General features: G+C 72.2%; 20 protein-coding genes. 10 read left to right on the top strand and 10 right to left on the bottom strand.

What is annotated here, in order from left to right; all coding sequences use genetic code 11:
* Window positions 1–11 precede the first annotated feature (11 nt).
* The 4 genes from ACZ6SA_RS24385 to ACZ6SA_RS24370 form a co-directional block, all read right to left on the bottom strand.
* The gene (locus tag ACZ6SA_RS24385; protein WP_465830606.1) at window positions 12–830 is read right to left on the bottom strand and encodes a sugar nucleotide-binding protein; all 819 of its coding nucleotides are present in this window, start codon (window positions 828–830) and stop codon (window positions 12–14) included.
* A 34-nt stretch (window positions 831–864) separates the two neighbouring features.
* Window positions 865–1,818, bottom strand: coding sequence for a DUF3500 domain-containing protein (locus ACZ6SA_RS24380; RefSeq protein ID WP_465830604.1), 954 nt, complete (start codon window positions 1,816–1,818; stop codon window positions 865–867).
* Between the two features lie 121 nt (window positions 1,819–1,939).
* Window positions 1,940–2,143 carry a hypothetical protein gene (locus ACZ6SA_RS24375; RefSeq protein ID WP_465830602.1) on the bottom strand — a complete coding sequence of 68 codons (204 nt, stop codon included), beginning with the start codon at window positions 2,141–2,143 and terminating at the stop codon, window positions 1,940–1,942.
* Window positions 2,144–2,145: 2 nt separating this feature from the next.
* Window positions 2,146–2,760, bottom strand: coding sequence for an alpha/beta fold hydrolase (locus tag ACZ6SA_RS24370; protein ID WP_465830600.1), 615 nt, complete (start codon window positions 2,758–2,760; stop codon window positions 2,146–2,148).
* A 77-nt stretch (window positions 2,761–2,837) separates the two neighbouring features.
* Here ACZ6SA_RS24370 and ACZ6SA_RS24365 point away from each other — a divergent pair, with 77 nt between their 5' ends.
* Together ACZ6SA_RS24365 and ACZ6SA_RS24360 are read left to right on the top strand one after the other, a co-directional pair.
* A complete protein-coding gene (locus ACZ6SA_RS24365; RefSeq protein ID WP_465830598.1) occupies window positions 2,838–3,704 on the top strand; it encodes an AraC family transcriptional regulator in 867 nt (288 codons plus the stop codon).
* A gap of 90 nt (window positions 3,705–3,794) precedes the next feature.
* Complete coding sequence (locus tag ACZ6SA_RS24360) at window positions 3,795–4,106, top strand: hypothetical protein (protein ID WP_465830596.1); 312 nt, start codon at window positions 3,795–3,797, stop codon at window positions 4,104–4,106.
* Between the two features lie 40 nt (window positions 4,107–4,146).
* On the opposite strand, the gene ACZ6SA_RS24355 is transcribed toward ACZ6SA_RS24360, so the two are convergent.
* The 3 genes from ACZ6SA_RS24355 to ACZ6SA_RS24345 form a co-directional block, all read right to left on the bottom strand.
* Window positions 4,147–4,392 (bottom strand): hypothetical protein, encoded by a 246-nt coding sequence (locus ACZ6SA_RS24355; protein ID WP_465830594.1) that lies wholly within the window; start codon window positions 4,390–4,392, stop codon window positions 4,147–4,149.
* 127 nt (window positions 4,393–4,519) lie between these two features.
* Window positions 4,520–5,686: a hypothetical protein gene (locus ACZ6SA_RS24350; protein WP_465830592.1), complete on the bottom strand. Its 1,167-nt coding sequence runs from the start codon at window positions 5,684–5,686 to the stop codon at window positions 4,520–4,522.
* A gap of 258 nt (window positions 5,687–5,944) precedes the next feature.
* The gene (locus ACZ6SA_RS24345) at window positions 5,945–6,445 is read right to left on the bottom strand and encodes an Lrp/AsnC family transcriptional regulator (RefSeq protein ID WP_347645739.1); all 501 of its coding nucleotides are present in this window, start codon (window positions 6,443–6,445) and stop codon (window positions 5,945–5,947) included.
* Between the two features lie 106 nt (window positions 6,446–6,551).
* Here ACZ6SA_RS24345 and ACZ6SA_RS24340 point away from each other — a divergent pair, with 106 nt between their 5' ends.
* From ACZ6SA_RS24340 to ACZ6SA_RS24315, 6 genes are all read left to right on the top strand, one after another.
* On the top strand, window positions 6,552–7,760 hold the full coding sequence (locus ACZ6SA_RS24340) for an MFS transporter (RefSeq protein WP_465830589.1): 1,209 nt from the start codon (window positions 6,552–6,554) through the stop codon (window positions 7,758–7,760).
* A gap of 95 nt (window positions 7,761–7,855) precedes the next feature.
* Window positions 7,856–8,665 carry a S1C family serine protease gene (locus tag ACZ6SA_RS24335; RefSeq protein ID WP_465830587.1) on the top strand — a complete coding sequence of 270 codons (810 nt, stop codon included), beginning with the start codon at window positions 7,856–7,858 and terminating at the stop codon, window positions 8,663–8,665.
* A 25-nt stretch (window positions 8,666–8,690) separates the two neighbouring features.
* Window positions 8,691–9,680 carry an AAA family ATPase gene (locus tag ACZ6SA_RS24330; protein ID WP_465830585.1) on the top strand — a complete coding sequence of 330 codons (990 nt, stop codon included), beginning with the start codon at window positions 8,691–8,693 and terminating at the stop codon, window positions 9,678–9,680.
* 3 nt (window positions 9,681–9,683) lie between these two features.
* The gene (locus tag ACZ6SA_RS24325) at window positions 9,684–10,568 is read left to right on the top strand and encodes a DUF58 domain-containing protein (protein WP_443152121.1); all 885 of its coding nucleotides are present in this window, start codon (window positions 9,684–9,686) and stop codon (window positions 10,566–10,568) included.
* A complete protein-coding gene (locus tag ACZ6SA_RS24320; protein ID WP_465830583.1) occupies window positions 10,565–11,515 on the top strand; it encodes a VWA domain-containing protein in 951 nt (316 codons plus the stop codon). The genes ACZ6SA_RS24325 and ACZ6SA_RS24320 overlap by 4 nt, the downstream gene beginning before the upstream one ends.
* Entirely contained in the window at window positions 11,515–12,570 is a 1,056-nt protein-coding gene (locus ACZ6SA_RS24315; RefSeq protein WP_347645745.1) for a vWA domain-containing protein, read from the top strand. The genes ACZ6SA_RS24320 and ACZ6SA_RS24315 overlap by 1 nt, the downstream gene beginning before the upstream one ends.
* A gap of 7 nt (window positions 12,571–12,577) precedes the next feature.
* On the opposite strand, the gene ACZ6SA_RS24310 is transcribed toward ACZ6SA_RS24315, so the two are convergent.
* Both ACZ6SA_RS24310 and ACZ6SA_RS24305 read right to left on the bottom strand, forming a co-directional pair.
* Entirely contained in the window at window positions 12,578–12,958 is a 381-nt protein-coding gene (locus tag ACZ6SA_RS24310; protein WP_465830580.1) for an RNA-binding S4 domain-containing protein, read from the bottom strand.
* Window positions 12,959–12,986: 28 nt separating this feature from the next.
* Window positions 12,987–13,670, bottom strand: coding sequence for a DUF899 domain-containing protein (locus ACZ6SA_RS24305; RefSeq protein ID WP_347645747.1), 684 nt, complete (start codon window positions 13,668–13,670; stop codon window positions 12,987–12,989).
* Between the two features lie 202 nt (window positions 13,671–13,872).
* On the opposite strand from ACZ6SA_RS24305, the gene ACZ6SA_RS24300 reads away from it, so the two are divergent.
* Together ACZ6SA_RS24300 and ACZ6SA_RS24295 are read left to right on the top strand one after the other, a co-directional pair.
* Window positions 13,873–15,291 (top strand): FAD-dependent oxidoreductase, encoded by a 1,419-nt coding sequence (locus ACZ6SA_RS24300; RefSeq protein ID WP_465830578.1) that lies wholly within the window; start codon window positions 13,873–13,875, stop codon window positions 15,289–15,291.
* The gene (locus ACZ6SA_RS24295) at window positions 15,288–16,619 is read left to right on the top strand and encodes an MFS transporter (RefSeq protein ID WP_347645749.1); all 1,332 of its coding nucleotides are present in this window, start codon (window positions 15,288–15,290) and stop codon (window positions 16,617–16,619) included. The genes ACZ6SA_RS24300 and ACZ6SA_RS24295 overlap by 4 nt, the downstream gene beginning before the upstream one ends.
* Here the strand turns inward: ACZ6SA_RS24295 and ACZ6SA_RS24290 are convergent.
* Complete coding sequence (locus ACZ6SA_RS24290) at window positions 16,585–17,568, bottom strand: sugar-binding transcriptional regulator (RefSeq protein ID WP_347645750.1); 984 nt, start codon at window positions 17,566–17,568, stop codon at window positions 16,585–16,587. The two genes, ACZ6SA_RS24295 and ACZ6SA_RS24290, sit on opposite strands and share 35 nt — an antisense overlap.
* Window positions 17,569–17,598: the final 30 nt, after the last annotated feature.

Below are 17,598 nucleotides of genomic sequence, written 5' to 3'. Positions count from 1 at the left end.
CCGGCGTCACCTCACCTCAGGAACTCCCGCGCCCCCCGCAGGCGGGTCCTGAGCCGCCGCTGGGTCATGCCGCACTCCAGGCGCACGTCCACCGGGCCGGGCACGCCGGCGTCCGCTCTCCGGGCAGAGGGCAGCCGGTCGGCGTCGAGGCCGTCGCGCCGGGCGACGAGCCGCCCCAGCTCGTACCGGCTCACCGCGTCGGCCCCGGCGACGTGGTGGATGCCGTGGTGGCCGGAGACGGCGAGTTCGAGCAGCGCCGCGGCGAGATCGGCGACGTGCACGGGGCATCGTACGTCGTCGGTGAACAGCGCTCCTCTCGCCCTGCCGGTGGCCAGGGCGTGCACCAGCGCCTCGTGCGCAGAACCGCCGCCACCGATGATCAGGGAGGTCCTGGCCGTCACCGCGGCAGGCGCGATCGCGTGCACGGCGGTCTCGGCGGCGGCTTTGGCGGCGCCGTACGGGGTGATGGGGTCGGGGGCGCACGTCTCGTCGTAACGGATGGCGGCGCCGGAGAAGACCGCGTCGCTGGACACCTGGACCAGGCGCGCACCTGCCGCGGCGGCGGCCAGGGCCACGTGCGCGGCGCCCGTCGCCGTGGTCGCCCAGTCCGTCTGCCGGAAGGCGGCGTTGATCACGACCTCTGGCCGGCGTGCCGAGATCAGCGCCCCGACGTCGTCCCGCCGGCGCACGTCGAGCGGCGACCACGCGACACCTTCCGTCTCTCCCGGCCGGGAGAGGTAGGTCGCGGCCACCTCGTGTCCGGCCGTCGAACACTGCCTGGCGAGTTCGCCGCCGAGCAGGCCGCTGCCGCCGACGATGAGGACCCTCATAGCGGGCCACCACAAGTGACCGTCACCGGTGCGGTCAGTGGTGCTCGGCGTAGTGGCGCGCGAGCAGGTCCTCGCCCCAGTCGTTGCGCAGGTCGCGCCACACGGAGTGGATGTGGTTGGCGTCGTCCTGGGTGTTGTCGTACTCGAGGAGGAACGTGGGCCCGGCGACGCAGTAGTAGTGGCCCTGCCCGCGCTCGTCGGACCCCATCCACGCGAACGTCACCTTGTCGAGCCCGGCGTCGAGCACGTCGCGCCAGCAGGTCTCGCCGTACCAGCCCGGGGCACGGTCGAAATAGCGGCGGATCAGCCGTTCGAGCAGTTCCTTGGAGGACGTGGACATGTCGGCGCAGGGCAGCCCGTGGGGGATGAGGCCGGGATCGGCCGCGGGGTCGTTGCGGGTGAGGACGTCGTCCGGGGCCGCCTGGCTGGTGACCGCGATCGAGCGCTGGTGCGGCGCGAGGTCGGCGAGCAGCGCCCGGCCCAGCTCCTCCTCCTCGGCGAGCAGCCGCAGACCCCGCTGCGGCCCGGACAGGACCATGGCCGGTTCTGCGCCGAGGAAACTCGGCGTGACGGCGACCGCGTCGCCGGCGACCGTGATGTGCACCGCGAGGTGGTGGCCGTTGACCCGCCACGTCCACGGGTCCGCTCCTCCCGGGTCGCCGAAGACCCGGAACCAGTAGCGGTCGCCGTCGATCTGGTCGACGCCGGTCGCCAGCCGGCGCCGGACGCGTTCGAGCTCGATGACGCCTCTGGCCGTGCGCGCGCCGGCCACGCCGCAGCCGGCGTCGAGCAGGGCGAGTGCCAGCTCCTGCTGCCCGGAGGTCATCTCGGCCAGCGGCAGCCCCGGACGGGGACCCGGCAGATAGGACCACTCGGTGCGCTCGGGCGAGCCGAACGCCGCCGTCGCCGCGGCCCTCCGCTCGGTGTCGAGCGAGCCGAGGAAGCGCAGCACCGCCTGGCGCATCGTATGGACGTCATGGGAACTCATGGAAGCTTCCTTAACGGGAGGAGGGAGCCGTGAAGGTCAGAACACGGGCTCTGCCGCCACGAACCGCAACATCCTGCAATCTAAACGACAGCAAGGTGGTACGGATCGCCGATCGTCCCGTTCAGCCGGCCCGCGCGGCGTGGATCGCGCTGAACGCAAGGAGAGGGGCGGCGGTCCGTCCCGGATCCTCCATGATGGGCGTGTGCCCGAGACCGGGCAGCATCTCGACCCTCGCTCCGGGGACGACGCGGTAGCCGGCGGCGGATGAGGACCGCCATCGACGATCGTCCTCGCCGAAGATCACCAGCAGCGGCTTGCCGAGCACCCTCAGCCGATCCGGCAGCGCCCGCTCCGCATCGTCGTGGTGAACGTGTGGTAGGTCATGCTGCGCACCTCGTCCAGGAACTCGTCGGGGATCCGGTAGCCCGCGCGGCTGAAGGCAGGGCCCGCCAGCCGGCGGACCTGCTCGTTGGCCGGCGGCCACTGAGAGGGCCCGATCGCGGCCGTCTCCGGGGCTATGAAGGCGTCCAGGCTCGGGCCGGTGTTGATGAGCGCGAGCGCGCTCACCAGGCCGGGCCGCTCCTCGGTGAGGGCGGTGGCGACCGCGCCGCCGCTGGAATGGCCGGCGACCAGGGCACGCCTGACGCCGAGCCGGTCCAGTGCCGCGCCGACCCGGCGCCCCTGCTCCGGGAGCGCGTAGCTGCGGTCGGCGGGTTTGGCCGACCGGCCGTGCCCGAGCAGGTCGATCCGGATGACGCGATGAGCTCCGGTCAGCATCGGAACCAGCGCGTCCCACGAGCGGGCCGAGGACGCGGACCCATGGATGAGCAGGAGCGCGGGTGCGTCGCGGGGGCCGTCCTGGCACACGTGGATGTCGCCGTCGTCCAGGGACAGCGTCGTGTTCTCTGTGGCCTCAGCGTGCGTGCCGTCAGGAATCGTCATGGTGTCACTGTGGCCGCCGGCGCGCACCGGTGGATTGGACGAATGTTCCCCTCGGCCGGCTTGCCTAGCATGGCAGGATGCGGACGTTCGTCCACGGCGCGGCGGTGTGGGGCGTCGCGCGCCCACGGCGGCCCAGGCGGGTGGCGGGTGTCACCATGGCCGGGTTCCGGGTCCGTGACCTGAGCGCGCTGCGCATGATCCCGCACCCGGCCGTGACCCTGATCGTGGAGTTCGGCGCCGGTTCGCCCGTGGTGGACCATGCCGCCGGGCGGCTGCGGGGCAGCGTCGCCGCCGGGCCGGGGATCGGGGCGGGAGGCGCGGTCTGGGCGTCGGGCGAGAACGTGGAGTGCGTGCAGGTGCGCCTGTCCCCGGTGATCGCACGCGCGGTTCTGGGCGTCTCCCCGGCCGACCTCGACGGCGTCGTGGTGGCCCTCGATGACCTGTGGGGCCGGGAGGCGTCGCGGATCCGGGAGCGGCTGGGCGAGGTCTCGTCGTGGCGCGATCGTTTCGCGCTGACGGACGCGATGCTCGCCAGCCGGCGTGCCGCGGGGCCGCCGGTGGACCCTGAGGTGGCCTGGGCCTGGAGGCGGATCGCCGGCGACCGCGGCCGGACCCGGATCGACGGGCTCGCGGCGGAGGTCGGATGGAGCCGCAGGCGCCTGTGGTCCCGGTTCCGGTCGCAGCTCGGCCTGCCGCCCAAACGCGCCGCGAAGCTGGTCCGCTTCGACCATGCCGCCCATCGCCTGGTGGCGGGCGAAGGCGCCGCCCGAGTAGCGGCCGACGCCGGCTACGCCGACCAGTCCCACCTGCACCGGGACGTCGTGGCGTTCACCGGGGTGACTCCCGCGACCGTGGCCGGCGAGCCGTTTCTGGCGGTCGACGACCTGGCATGGAGCGGCCACCTCTCCGGGGATCTCGGGCTCGGGCGCCGGCCGTCGCGGTGATCGAAGCCGGCGGCGAGATCGAACTTTCTGGCTTCCGGCGGCATCACAGCTGATGACCAACGATGGAGCCCGCCGATTCGGAGGCTGTTCGTGGAGACCATCATCGCGATGATCCTGGCGACTACCGCTCTCAGCGGAGGAACCACCTATGCGGTCACGCGCCGCGATCTGGAGGGCGGCGCAAGGGTGGCGGTCGCCCTGGCGTGCGCCCTCCTCGTGGGCGGCGCCTGCGTGTTCGTGCCCTGGCTTCCGCTGTTCGCCTTCTTGGGGAGCGTGGTGGTCTATCTGCTCGTGCGGCGCCTGCTGACGGCGAAGCTCGCGCTCGCCGCCTCGGGGGCCGTGCTGCTCGTCGGGTGCTCGTTCACCGTGCTCCTCATGATGGCCGCGCTCGAGACCATGTGACAGGCGGCCCTCGAAGGGGGCGTGGCCGGCGACGACGCGCTCACACGTCTCCGATGGCCGTCTCGTTGGCCTGCTCGGCACGCTTGTGGTTGCCCGAGTGCTCGATGATGCCGTCGGCCAGACGGTGCAACTGCTCGATGAGCGATGTGTACGCCTGCGGCATCGTCTGCAGCAGGTCCATGTATTCAGCGTCGAACCCGGCGCTGGGTTCCGCGGCGTCGCTCACCGGGTGCCGGCCGGCGACGGTGAACGTCTGCTTGGTGAGGTTGTCGAGATTCTTCACCACATCCCGGACGGTCTCCGAGGCGGCTCTGAGGCTGGTGTGGTGAACTTCCTGATCATCTGGTTGATCCCCATGCGCGTAAGCCACCTCCGACACCCTAGCCGTTCGTCAAGGGGTATGTCCGGACAAATCACCACTCAGGCACGAGGATGTCGGCCACCGGCCTGAGGAACCGGAGGCTCCACTCCTGACCGAACTGCTCTTCATAGCCGGCCGACCGCGCCCACGCGCGAAGCGCCTCGCGACCGGCCTCGTCTCCGACCCGCTGCGCCTCATCAGCAGACAGCGAGGGCTGGCCTCGCCGCTCCCGCTCGGTGTTCTCCACGTTGACGGCATCGTGGTACGCCCATCCGTATTCGCCCCCGTGTACCAGCTGCTCCCCGCGGGCGGCTGCCAGTTGCCTTCGCATCTCGTACGCCTTCACCTGCCCATCGACTTCCTCCTCGATGGCCGCCCTGATGTATTCTTCCCGCCCCATGCCGAGCGGGTTCGGCTCGCCCTCGTTGCGCGCATGGTTCACCTCGTGGACGAACGTCTCGGCGAGTGCTTCGGGTGTCTGGCCGGAAACGCCGATGAGCAGCAGGTTCAGCTTGTCCTGGTAGGACCCGAGGGCACCGTCGAGCCCGCCCGGCTTGTAGACCACGGTGATGCCGTGCTCCTCCGTCCAGGCGAGGGCTTCCCTGCCCGCGGGCGTCTCGCGAAGCACCTCCTCGGTACGCCGCTGTGCCTCCTCGTCCGACCGCATCAGCCCGGCCCCGCCCCTGTAGATTCCCAACGCCGGGTGGAGCACCGGAGCCGCGTACAGGGGGAGCAACGCAGAGGCGAGCATCCTGGCTCTGCGCAGCGTGTCGCGGACGACCGACTCCACGTGCTCGCCGAACTTCTTTCTCATCTGCGCCAGCGCGCGACGCGCTCCCGCGACCCGTGCCTGCCGGATGTACGCGCTGGCCGGACCGGCCGCGAGGGCGGCGAGCAGCGAGGCCGCCAGGATCGCCACGGCATAGACGACGTATGCCTTCCACATCACCCGGAGCATCACGATCGTCAGCGTCCCGAGGCCGGTGAGCAACGCGCCCTGGCTTGCCCCCGTGAGCTGGTGTCCCGGCCCGTTGTCGCCCTCCCAGTGGGCCTGGAATGCCGTGACGTCGCCGCCCTTGTTGACCGTCCACGCGTGCCGCGCTGCCGACTCGGCCTCGGCGGAAGCCGTACGCAGTCCGAGGCCGAGATCGACCCACGCACGAGCGGACCTGATGCGCTGCTCTTCGTCCGGCGAGCCGAGCGGCGCCACATCTTTCACGAGGTTATGCACACTTACCAGATGCGGTGGGAGTTCCACGATCTCAATCCTCACAACGGGCCATGCGGTCACCTGTCGCAGGCCGGCTTTCACGTGTGCCCCGCGACGCGGGATCAGCGCCGGCGGGCCGATGCCGGCGCCCTCGCCCCCGCCCGCAGCCTGCCCATGGCCGGGCGGAGGGGTCCGCACGATAGCGGATCTACCTTGCAGCCGTCGACACGGGCCGGACCGTCATGCTCCTCGCCCCCGCGCCGCGCGTCACGCGCGAGCGCCCGGGTGGGGGCGCGTCCAGCCTTCCGAGGCGGTCACCTGGCGACCCCGCGGGGGCGCGGGTTCGACGGGGCGGCCCTCGTACGGTGTCGAGAGCACGACGTGGGAGTTCATCTCGCCGTGCTCGCCGAGCCGTTCGAGCAGCCCTTCCAGGTGCGGCATCGAGGCGACCCGCACCTTGAGCATCGTGCACCAGTTGCCGCTCAGCTTGTGCACCTCGGTGACCTCGGGCAGGTCCTCGGCGGCCGTGGTCTTGAGCAGGCAGCGGCCGTGCGCGCAGCGCATCTGGACGAAGGCCGTCAGGGGCTGCCCGGCGCGGGACGGGTCGATGCGCGCCTGGTAGCCGGTGATCACTCCTGACTCCTCGAGCCGGCGTACGCGTTCCGCCACGGCGGGTGCGGAGAGGTTGACGCGCTGGGCGAGCTTGTTGAAGGAGAGCCGGCCGTCGCGCTGGAGTTCGCCGATGATGCGCCAGTCCGTCCGATCCATCTGCAAAGCCTCGCATGCCTGATTCCGTATGAACCAGTGGTCCATGGCGTCGAACTCCGGTGTTTGCCCATTCAACGGCGGGTCCGGCGTTCCTATCGTGAAGGCCATGGTTGTTGAGGTGCGGGCGGGCGGCGTGACCCGCAGGCGGCCGATGGCGGCACTGTGCTCGGGGACCGCCCTGATGAACGCGGCGATGGCGGTCGCGAGCGCGGCGGGCACGCTGGTCGCGGGGGACCGGCTAGGAGCGGGCTGGGCCGGCGTGCCGGTCACGGCGGGCATCGTCGGGACCGGTGCGGGGGCGCTGGTGCTGACCCGGCTGACGGACCGGGCGGGCCGGCGCGCGGCCCTGGTGACCGGCTACGTCGCGGCGGCGGCAGGAGCCTGCCTGGCGGTCGCCGGGGTCGTGGCGGGCGACATGATCGGCCTGACCGCCGGGATGCTCCTGCTCGGGCTGGGCAACGCCGGGGCGCAGCTGTCACGGTACGCCGCCGCGGAGCTGCATCCGGCGGCGCGGCGGGGGTTCGCCATCGGGGTCGTGGTGTGGTCGGCCGCCATCGGAGCGGTCGGTGGCCCGCTGCTGCTCGACGTGTCCGGTGACACGGCCGCCGGGATGGGGTTCACGTCGCTGGCGGGGCCCTTCCTGCTGGCGTCGCTCGCCTGCGCCGCGGCCGCGCTCGCCTCCGTCGCGGCGCCCTCGCGGCCGGATCGCCGCGACGGCGCACGGCCCTCGCGGGCGCGGGAGGCCATCGCGCCGCGCGTGTCCCTGCGGGCGCTCGCCCGTACGCCGGCCGCGCGGTCCGCGCTGGTCGTCATGGTGTCGGCGCAGGTCGTGATGGTCGCGGTGATGACGGCCGCGCCGCTGGAGATGCACCTGCACGGCGACGGGCTCGGGGCGGTCGGGGCCGCGCTGTCCGCGCACACGCTGGGCATGTTCGCGCTGTCGCCGGTGACGGGCCGCTTGTTCGACCGTTTCGGAGCCCGGCCGGTGATGCTCGGCGGGCTGCTCCTGCTGGCCTTCTCGGCGGGGACGGCCGCCTTCGCTCCGGTACGTCCCGTGGGGCTGTTCCTGCTGGGCTACGCCTGGAACCTGTGTTTCGTCGGCGGCAGCGGCCGGCTCGCCCGGGACCTGCCCGATGCCGAACGGCTGCACGTCGAGGGCGCTGTCGACGCCGCCGTCTGGACCGTCGCGGCGGCTGCCGGACTCCTGTCCACCATGATCATGTCGGCGGGCGGGTACGGTGCTCTCACCGTGACGGCCTGCGCCATCGCCGTCCTGGCCACGTTCGCCCAGGTCCGCCTGCGAGGGAGCGGCTGAAGCCGGCCGCGTACGGGTGGCGCGGGGGCGGGTTCTCATGGAGTTCTCAGGCGGACTTTGTAGCACTTTCGCCTGAAATTTATGACTATGGGGCGATGGAGCGCGTGCCGCAGGAGGCCGGTGCGGCCGAGGCTCAGCAAGCTCGAAGAGCCGTGGCCGGAAAGGCTCGGCGGATGGTCATCGGGGGCGGCGTCCTCGTCGTCGTGGCGGTGCTGGCGTACTGGATGGGGAGCGGTGGCGGGAACGGCGAAGGAGCCGCGCCCAGGCCGAGCCCGACACCGACGCCCAGCGCGACGCTCGCGGCGCCGGACGTCTTCGAGAGAGTCGGGCCCTCCGTGGTGGTCATCCAGGCAGGGAAGTCGCTCGGCACCGGGGTGATCGCGGCCGACGACGGGACGATCCTGACCGCGCACCACGTCGTCAAAGGTACGAAGGACGTCAACCTGACGTTCGCCGACGGCACCAAGGCCAGGGCCGTGGTCGCGTCGTCGAACCCCAAGAAGGACGTCGCGACGCTCAAGCCCGCGAAGTTGTCGGAGATCGTCGTCCCGGCGACGCTCGGCGGCGGCGTGGCCGTGGGCGCGCCCGTCGTGGCGATCGGCAACCCTCTCGGCCTCACGTACAGCGTCTCCACCGGCGTCGTGTCGGGCCTCAACCGCAGCGCCACCCGGAACGCGGAGGAGGGCGACCTGAGCGGGCTCATCCAGTTCGACGCAGCCGTCAACCCGGGCAGCTCCGGCGGCCCGCTCCTCGACGCGCGCGGCCTGGTCATCGGGATCGTCGTCTCGATCGCCGACCCGGGAGGCGACGAGGCGTTCGCCGGCATCGCGTTCGCGGTGCCGATCGGCGTGGCCCTGGGCGGCACCGAAGGCGACGGCCCGCCGGGCGACGGGCCCCAGATCTGACCGAAGCCTCATGACAAGGAAGCCCATGACCTCGACCAAGCCCTCCTCGTCGGCCCACCCGCTCGAACACGTGCTGTTCGAGGTCAAACGGACGATCGTCGGGCAGGACGTCCTGCTGGAGCGCATGGCCGTCGCGCTGGTCGCCGACGGTCACCTGCTCGTCGAGGGCGTGCCGGGCCTGGCCAAGACGCTCGCGGTGCGGTCGCTGGCCGCGGCGATCGCCGGGAGTTTCCAGCGCGTCCAGTTCACCCCCGACCTGGTGCCCGCCGACCTCGTGGGCACGCGGGTCTACCACCAGCACTCAGGGGAGTTCAAGACCGAGCTCGGCCCGGTGTTCGCGAACCTGCTGCTGGCCGACGAGATCAACCGCGCCCCCGCCAAGGTGCAGAGCGCCCTGCTGGAGGTGATGCAGGAACACCAGGTCACGATCGGCCGCGAGACCTTCCGGGTGCCCGAGCCGTTCCTCGTCATGGCGACGGAGAACCCGATCGAGTCGGAGGGCACGTACCCGCTGCCCGAAGCGCAGGTCGACCGGTTCATGATGAAGGTGGTCGTCGACTATCCGACGCAGGCCGAAGAGCAGGCGATCGTCGACCGGGCGCTGCGCCCGCCGGAGCCGCCGCAGGCGATGGTGACGGCCGACGACCTGGTCGCGATGCGGGCCCGCGCCCAGGAGGTGTACGTCGATCCGTCCATCGTCGACTACGCGGTCCGGCTGGTCTCCGTGACCCGTTCCCCCGCGACCGCCGGGCTCGGCGAGCTGGAACGGTACGTCACCTACGGGGCCAGCCCGCGGGCGTCCATCGCCCTCGTCACGGGCGCCCGGGCGCTGGCGTTCCTGCGCGGCCGCGACTACGTCCTGCCGCACGACCTGGCCGAGCTCGCGCTCGACGTGCTGCGCCACCGCCTCGTCCTGTCGTACGAGGCCCTCGCGGACGACGTGGACGCCGACACGATCATCACCAGGGTGCTCGGCGCCGTCCGGACCCCCGACGTCGTCCTGCAGAACCGCTGAGCCATGGCCACCGCCCCCGACAGGCTCCTGCTCCGCCTGGAGTGGAAGGTCGTCCGCAGGCTCGACGGCCGGCTCCAGGGCGCCCACCGCACCACGTACCGCGGCTCCGGGATCGACTTCACCGGGCTGCGCGCCTACGCCGACGGCGACGACGCCCGGCACATCGACTGGAACGTGACCGCGCGGCTGGACGAGCCACACGTACGCGTGTTCACCGAGGACCGCGAGCTGACGGTGTGGCTCGTGCTCGACCGGTCGGCGTCGATGGCGGCGGGCCGGCCGGGACGCGGCAAGCACGACGTGCTCGCCGAGCTCGCGCTCGTCCTGACCCGGCTGTTCGGCCGGGGCGGCAACCGCGTCGGCGCCCTGCTGTTCGACACCGGGATGGTGCGCGTCGTGCCGCCGGGCACCTCCCGGCGGCACGCGCTGCGGATCGGCGCCGAGCTGGAACGCACCTCAGGGACCCGCGGCGGCAGCACCACCGACCTGGCCGAGATGCTCGACGCGGCCGGACGGCTCGCCCGCCGCCGCGCCCTCGTCGTCGTGCTGTCGGACTTCATCGGCGACGGCGACTGGGAACGCTCGCTCCAGCGCCTGGCCCGCCGGCACGAGGTGGTCGCCCTGCGGATCGTCGACACCGCCGACGACGTGCTGCCAGAAGCCGGGCTGATCGTGGTCGAGGACGCCGAGACGGGCGAGCAGCTCGTCGTCGACTCCGCCGACCCGCTGCTGCGCGTACGGTTCCGCGAGGCCGTGGACGACCGCGACGCCCGGCTCGCGGCGGGCATGCGCCGGGCCGGGGTGCCCGTGCACCGCGTCGACACCGACCGCGATCTGGCCGAGGCGCTCGTCGAGGTCGTCGCCCGGACCCGGGAGCGGTCGACATGACCCTGTCCTCCCCGCTGCTGCTGGTCGCCGGGCTGCTCGTGACGGCGGCGCTCGCCTGGGCCGCCGTCGTCTCGGCGCGCCGGCGTGCGGCGGCCCTCGCCGCGGCAGGGGTCGCCGTGACGGGCGGCCGGCGGGCGTACCTCGGAGCCGGGTTGACGATCGCCGGCGTCGGCGTGCTCGCGATCGCCACCGCAGGACCGGCGGCCATGGTGCCGGTGCCGCGGACCGCGGGCACCGTCATCCTCGCCATCGACGTCTCCAACAGCATGGGCGCCGGTGACGTCGCGCCCAACCGGCTGGCGGCCGCGCAGCGGGCGGCCCGCGCGTTCGTGGCGGCGCAGCCCGACAGCGTCGACATCGGCGTCGTCGCGTTCGAACGGGGCGCGCTCACCACCGCACGGCCCGACGCCGACCACTCCGTCGCGCTCAGGGCCATCGACCGGCTGAGACTCACCGGCGGCACCTCGCTGGGCACGGCCATCACGGCGGCGCTGTCGGCGATCACCGGCAGGCAGGTGGCCGTCGGCCGCGACGGCGAGACGCCCGACATCGGCTACTGGCCGTCGGCGACGATCGTGATGTTCTCCGACGGCCAGAACCAGGGCGGCGACGTCGAACGGGCCGCCGAAGTGGCCCAGCGGGCGGGCGTGCACATCCACACCGTCGGGGTCGGGACCGCGGCCGGGGCGACGGTGAAGGTCGACGGTTACCACCTGCAGACCTCGCTGGAGGAGGAACCCCTCACCGTGATCGCGCAGACCACCGGCGGCGCCTACCATCCCGCCTCCGACACCGCGCGGCTCGACGGGATCGCCGACACGATCGATCTTCGGCTCACCGTCTCCGACGAGCCGCTGCCCCTCGCCGGCGGGCTGATCGGGCTCGCCCTCGCGCTGCTCACCGCGGGAGCGGCGCTCACGGTGCTCCGGTCAGGACGGGTGATCTGATGATGTTCTCGTGGCCGTGGGCGCTGCTGTCCGTACTGATCATCCCGCTGATCTTCGCCATTCGCTGGTGGGCGCGGCGACGCCGGCGGCGGGCCGCCGTGCGGGTCACCTCGATCGCGCTCGTCCGCAGCGCCCTGCCCGGCCGTACCCGCTGGACGCGGAAGATTCCGGCGGCGCTGTTCGTCGCCGGGCTCGTGCTGCTCGTGGTCGGCGCCGCGCGGCCGCAGGCGTCGGTGCCGGTGCCGCAGACGTCGGCGACGATCCTGCTCGCGCTCGACACCTCAGGGTCCATGTGCTCCACGGACGTCGACCCCAACCGCATCACCGCCGCGAAGAAGGCCGCCGCGGAGTTCATCGAGTCGCAGCGGGGCGGGCCGCGCATCGGCCTGGTCACCTTCGCCGGCAGCGCGGGCCTGCTCGTGCCGCCGACCGACGACACGGAATCGCTGGTGGAGGCGCTCGACGGCCTCACCGTGGGCCGCGGCACCGCGATCGGGCAGGCCATGCTGACCTCGATCGACGCGATCGCGGAGGTCGACCCGTCGGTCGCCCCCACCGGAGCGAGCCCGCCCGGCGGCGGGTCCGGCTACGCCGGCGCCGCGATCGTCGTGCTCACCGACGGCGCCAACACCCAGGGCGTCGACCCGCAGACCGCCGCCCAGGAGGCGGCGCTGCGCCGCGTCCGCGTCTTCCCCATCGGCTTCGGCAGCACCGACCCGGCCCCGATGGTCTGCGAGAACTCGCAGTTCGACGGCCGCGGCTGGGGCAGCTGGGGTGGCTTCGGCGGGCGCGGCGGATTCGACAGGGGCCGCAACATCCGCATGATCGACGAACCCGCGCTCAGGCGGATCGCCGAGACCACCGGCGGCACCTACCACCGCGCCGAGAACGCCGACCAGCTCCAGGACGCCCTCGACGCCCTGCCCGGCACCTTCACCGTCGTCACCCAGCGGGTCGACACGGCCGCCGCCTTCGCCGCCGGCGGCGCCGTGCTCGTCACCGCGGCTCTGTCCCTCTCCCTCTGGTGGAACCGCCCCCGCCCCCTGACCCGCTGACCCGGTTTCACTCCCGGCGGCCGATGAGCTTCTCGATGTTGCGGCGCTCGCGTTTGGTGGGGCGGCCCGCACCACGAGCGCGTACGGCCACCGTCACGGTCTCCTCGCGGGGAGGCGGCGGAGGGCTCTTGTCGACGTAGCACTCGGCTGCCACGGGGGCGCCGACGCGCTTGGTGATGATCCGGGAGACGACCACGATGCGTTCGCGCCCCTCGTGCCGCAGCCGGATCTCGTCACCGACCCGCACGGCGTGCGCGGGCTTGACCCGCACCCCGTTGACCCGGACGTGACCGCCCCGGCAGGCGTCGGACGCGATCGAGCGCGTCCTGGTCAGCCGCACCGACCAGATCCAGCTGTCCACCCGGGCACTCACCTGCTCGCCTGCCATCCCGACACTCTACTGAGTGCGCGCGGTCTCAGGCGGGGCCGTAGCGGGCGGCGATGTCCTGGGAGCTGGGCCAGCCGCTGTAGGCAGGCGACTGGGGCCAGCCGTCGGGCGAGTCCTGCCACTCCTCCTGCCGCCCGTACGGCAGCACGTCGATCAGCGCGAACGTGTGGGTGAGCTGCTCGATGCCCCGGCCGCTGGTGTGCCAGGTGCGGTAGACGGTGTCGCCGTCGCGCAGGAACACGTTGAGGGCGAAGCCTTCGCCTGGCCCCGCTCCGACGTCGGCGCCGAACGGGCTATCGGCGGTGGAGTACCAGGGCATCGCGTTGCCGACCCGCCGCTTGTAGGCGAGGGCTTCGTCGATGGGGCCCTGGGTGACGACGACGAACCGGGCGTCGTAGCTGTCCAGGAACTCCGTACGGGTGAACTGCGAGGAGAAGCCCGTGCAGCCGGCGCACTGCCATTCCTCGCCCGGGAACCACATGTGGTTGTAGACGATCAGCTGCCGCTTGCCGTCGAAGACGTCCGCCAGCCGGAGCGGTCCGTCCTCTCCTTCGAGGACGTAGCCGGGCATCTCCACCATGGGCAGGCGGCGGCGCTGGGCGGCGATGGCGTCGAGTTCCCTGGTCGCGGCCTTCTCCCGGGCACGCAGCGCGTCGAGCTCTCGCTGCCAGGTGCCGGCGTCGACGACGGGTGGGAGCGCGTTGGTTTTCATGGTCCCTCACTTCGTGGGCATGGTTGTCCGTTTCAGGGATAGACCTGCCCCGGGCGCGGAACTCATCGCCGGACGCAGGCAATCAGCTGTGCAGCATGCGTGCAAAACGTGCGTTGTGCACGTTCGTGCAGATCCGTTGACCATCCGTTCAAGCGCAGGTCACAGTGGCGCGACACCCCGAGCACCGGAACAAGGAGTGCCTGTGACCACCCTCCACTACACGCGCCACATCCCGATCAGCGACGCCACCGACGTCCTCGTCGTGGGTGGCGGGCCCGCGGGCCTCGCGGCCGCGATCGCGGCCGCGCGGGCCGGAGCGTCCGTACGGATCGTCGAACGGTTCGGCTTCCTCGGCGGCAACCTGACCGCCGGGCTGGTCGGCCCGTGCATGACGTCGTTCTCGCTGGACGGGAGCACGCAGCTGATCCGCGGCGTCTTCGACGAGTTCGTCCGCAGGATGGAGGCCGCCGGTGGAGCGGTCCACCCCTCGCGCACCAGGGCGGGCAGCCAGTATTCCGGGTTCATGGTGTTCGGGCACGAAGCCGTCACGCCGTTCGACCCCGAGGTCGCCAAGCAGGTGGCGATGGAGATGTGCCTGGAGGCCGGGGTCGAGCTGCTGCTGCACAGCTTCGTCGCCGACACCGTGGTGGCGGACGGGCGGGTCACCGGCGTCGTCGTCGCGAACAAGAGCGGCCTGGCCGTGGTGCCCGCCACGGTCACCGTGGACTGCTCGGGCGACGGCGACGTCGCGGCACGCGGGGGCGCCGCCTACGCGTACGGGCGGGAGGGGGACGGCGAGGTGCAGCCGATGACGGTGTTCTTCCGGGTGTCGAACGTCGACGACGCCAAGGTCCAGGCCTACCAGGACGCGCACCCTGACGAGCTGTTCCCCTTCCAGGGCGTCGTCGAGCGCGCCCGGCGGGAGGGCCGGTTCCCTATCCCGCGCCGCGGGGTCCAGATGTTCAAGACGCTGGAGCCGGGCGTCTGGCGGGTCAACACGACGAGGGTGCTCGGCATGAACGGCACCGACGTCGGCGACCTGACCCGCGCCGAGGTGCTCGGCCGGCGGCAGGTGAGGCAGCTGATGGCGTTCTTCCACGAGAACCTGCCAGGCCTGGAGCGGGCCAAGCTGCTCGACACCGCCGCCACGGTCGGCGTGCGCGAGAGCAGACGTATCGTGGGGGAATACGTCCTGACCTTGGAGGATCTCGTCGACGGGAGGCATTTCGACGACGTCATCGCCGTGGCCGGCTACCCGGTCGACATCCACAGCCCGGTCAGCGGCGACGGGCCGTTCGAGGACGGCATCCCGCCGACCGCCAACATCTACGAGATCCCGTTCCGCAGCCTGCTCCCGGCGGAGCTCGACGGCGTGCTCGTGGCCGGCCGGTGCATCTCCGCGACCCACGAGGCGCTGGCCGCGGTGCGCGTGATGCCGCCCTCGTTCGCGATGGGCGAGGCCGCCGGGCTCGGCGCGGCGATGGCGGTCGCCGCCGGCGTCGCGCCGCGGCGGGTCGACGTGCCGGAGCTCCAGCAGCGGCTGCTCGACCAGGGCGCCTACCTCGGCCCGCACGCCGAGCGGCTCCCGGCCGCGAGCGGCCGGTCGGGAGGCGGGCGATGATCCGCCGGGTGGTCTCCGCGAGCACGATCGGGACCGCGCTCGAATGGTACGACTTCATGTTGTACGGCACCGCCGCCGCGCTCGTGTTCGGCAAGGTGTTCTTCCCCGAAGGCGACCCGCTCGCGGCGACGCTGGCCTCGCTCGGCACGTTCGCGGTCGGCTTCTTCGCCCGTCCCGTCGGCGGCCTGCTCTTCGGCCACCTCGGCGACCGTCACGGACGCCGGTTCGTGCTCGTCGTGACGTTGACGGTGATGGCCGTCTCCTCGACGGCGATCGGCCTGATCCCCGACTACGGTTCGATCGGCGTCGCCGCCCCGGTGCTGCTGGTCCTGCTGCGGGTGACGCAGGGGCTCGGCGCCGGCGCCGAGTACGCGGGCGGCGCGCTGATGGCCGCCGAGCACGCGCCTCCGGGCCGTCGCGGGCTGTTCGCCGCGATCCCGCCCACGGGCAACGCGCTCGGCGTCATCCTCGCCGCCCTGGTGTTCACCCCGTTCACGTGGCTGCCCGAGGACGCGTTCCTCAGCTGGGGCTGGCGCGTGCCGTTCCTCGTCAGCATCCTGATCCTGCCCGTCGGCCTCTACATCAGGTCACGGGTCGACGAGACGCCGGCGTTCACGGAGACCGTCGAGGCCGGCGACCGGAGCAGAGCGCCCCTCGTCGCGGTGTTGCGGGAGGCGCCGGGCTCGCTGCTGAAAAGCTTCCTGGTCAGCGTCGGGCCGAATGTCGCGACGTACATACCGAGCGTCTACGCGCTGTCGTACGTGACCGAGAACGTCGGCCTGGCGGCGGCGGTCGCCACCGGCGGCCTGCTCGTGGCCAACACGATCAAGCTCGTCACCCTGCCGCTGTCCGGCGCGCTGTCCGACCGGTTCGGGCGCAAGCCGGTGTTCATCGCCGGGGCCACGCTGTGCTCTGTCGCCGCGTTCCCGTTCTTCTGGTTGCTCGACACCGGGAACACGATGCTGGTCTGGCTCGCCATGGTCGTCGTGCTGACGTTCGCGAACGACCTGATGCTGGGCTCGCAGGCGTCGATGTTGCCGGAGCAGTTCCCGACCAGGATGCGGTTCACCGGAGTGGCGGCGGGCCGGGAGCTGGCCGCCGCCGCGGCGGGCGGCACCCTGCCGTTCATCGCGGCCTTCCTGACCGCGCGCACGCAGGGCACGTGGGCGATCTCAGCGCTGATGGTCGTCATGTGCGCCATCGCGATCGCCGGCGCGCTCGGGGTCAGGGACGGCCGCAGCATGCCCTTCCACGGCAGGGACGAGGAGGCGGGCGACGGCACGCCGGCCGCCGTCAGGCATACCGCTCCAACAGAACGTGGGCGGTGATCTCGTCGACGACGAGCTCGGTGACGTAACCGCCGGTGAGGGCCGCGTGCAGGGCGTCGACCTTGTGGTCGCCCGACACCGCGCAGATGCGGTGCTTCACCTGGCGGAACTGGTCGAGGTCGGGTCCGCTCGTCCTGGCGTTGAACCTGACGCCGTCGTGTGACCCGTCCGGCCGGTAGAACGAGGTGGCGATGTCGCCCACGGCGCCGTCCTCCGCGAGCGAGGCGAAGTCGGCCTCGTCGAGGAAATAGCCGCTCAGGTAGGGGCTGCTGGGCATCCCGCCGGTCACGGTGCCCAGGCTGAACAGCGCCGCGTCGGCGCTCTGCTGCAGCTCGACGACCCAGCGCACGCTCCGCTCGCGCAGCAGCAGCTCCTTGGTGTGCGGCGAGTCGAAGAACAGCGGCACCGGAAACTGCTGGACGTAGGCGCCGAACGCCGCCCCGAACGCGGACAACATGGCGCCCGCGTAGTGAGTGCCCGTCGTACGGGCGTTGCCGAGACCGTTCAGCTGCACGATCTGGCAGTTGGTGGTCTCCTTGGGCACCAGGCAGCGGCTGATCGCGTTGACCATCGTGCCCCACGAAACGGCGATGATCATGTCGGAGTCGAAGACCGAGGTGAGCAGCCGGGCCGTGTGGACGGCGCACCGTTCGAGCCGCTCCACCGTCGACGCGGTCGTGGGCACCGGCACCACGTGCGCCTGCACGTCATAGCGGCCGGTGAGCTCCGCCTCGCTCCGCGTCGACCGGGTGCGGGGCGGCATCACGCGGATCTCGACCAGGCCCACGTCGCGCGCGTAGGCGAGCAACCTGGACACGGTCGAGCGTGACGCGCCGAGCTCCCTGGCGATCGTGTCCATCGTCACGCCGTGCAGGTAGTACTTTCGCGCCGCCCACAGCGCGTCCTCCACGCGGTGGTCGACCGACGGGCGTTCACCTTCGACGGACATACGGCCTTCCTACAGGGGCAGGCCGCCGGT

This window comes from Nonomuraea sp. NPDC049378, assembly GCF_055586745.1.
Note: the sequence above shows the minus strand (reverse complement) of the source record. Positions and strands in the feature narration are given on the sequence as shown.

Coding starts and splice junctions, on each gene's coding strand:
- ACZ6SA_RS24385 (WP_465830606.1), bottom strand. CDS start 830: ATGAGGGTCCTCATCGTCGGCGGCAGCGGCCTGCTCGGCGGCGAACTC.
- ACZ6SA_RS24380 (WP_465830604.1), bottom strand. CDS start 1,818: ATGAGTTCCCATGACGTCCATACGATGCGCCAGGCGGTGCTGCGCTTC.
- ACZ6SA_RS24370 (WP_465830600.1), bottom strand. CDS start 2,760: ATGACGATTCCTGACGGCACGCACGCTGAGGCCACAGAGAACACGACG.
- ACZ6SA_RS24365 (WP_465830598.1), top strand. CDS start 2,838: ATGCGGACGTTCGTCCACGGCGCGGCGGTGTGGGGCGTCGCGCGCCCA.
- ACZ6SA_RS24345 (WP_347645739.1), bottom strand. CDS start 6,445: ATGGATCGGACGGACTGGCGCATCATCGGCGAACTCCAGCGCGACGGC.
- ACZ6SA_RS24340 (WP_465830589.1), top strand. CDS start 6,552: ATGGTTGTTGAGGTGCGGGCGGGCGGCGTGACCCGCAGGCGGCCGATG.
- ACZ6SA_RS24335 (WP_465830587.1), top strand. CDS start 7,856: ATGGAGCGCGTGCCGCAGGAGGCCGGTGCGGCCGAGGCTCAGCAAGCT.
- ACZ6SA_RS24330 (WP_465830585.1), top strand. CDS start 8,691: ATGACCTCGACCAAGCCCTCCTCGTCGGCCCACCCGCTCGAACACGTG.
- ACZ6SA_RS24325 (WP_443152121.1), top strand. CDS start 9,684: ATGGCCACCGCCCCCGACAGGCTCCTGCTCCGCCTGGAGTGGAAGGTC.
- ACZ6SA_RS24320 (WP_465830583.1), top strand. CDS start 10,565: ATGACCCTGTCCTCCCCGCTGCTGCTGGTCGCCGGGCTGCTCGTGACG.
- ACZ6SA_RS24315 (WP_347645745.1), top strand. CDS start 11,515: ATGATGTTCTCGTGGCCGTGGGCGCTGCTGTCCGTACTGATCATCCCG.
- ACZ6SA_RS24310 (WP_465830580.1), bottom strand. CDS start 12,958: ATGGCAGGCGAGCAGGTGAGTGCCCGGGTGGACAGCTGGATCTGGTCG.
- ACZ6SA_RS24305 (WP_347645747.1), bottom strand. CDS start 13,670: ATGAAAACCAACGCGCTCCCACCCGTCGTCGACGCCGGCACCTGGCAG.
- ACZ6SA_RS24295 (WP_347645749.1), top strand. CDS start 15,288: ATGATCCGCCGGGTGGTCTCCGCGAGCACGATCGGGACCGCGCTCGAA.
- ACZ6SA_RS24290 (WP_347645750.1), bottom strand. CDS start 17,568: ATGTCCGTCGAAGGTGAACGCCCGTCGGTCGACCACCGCGTGGAGGAC.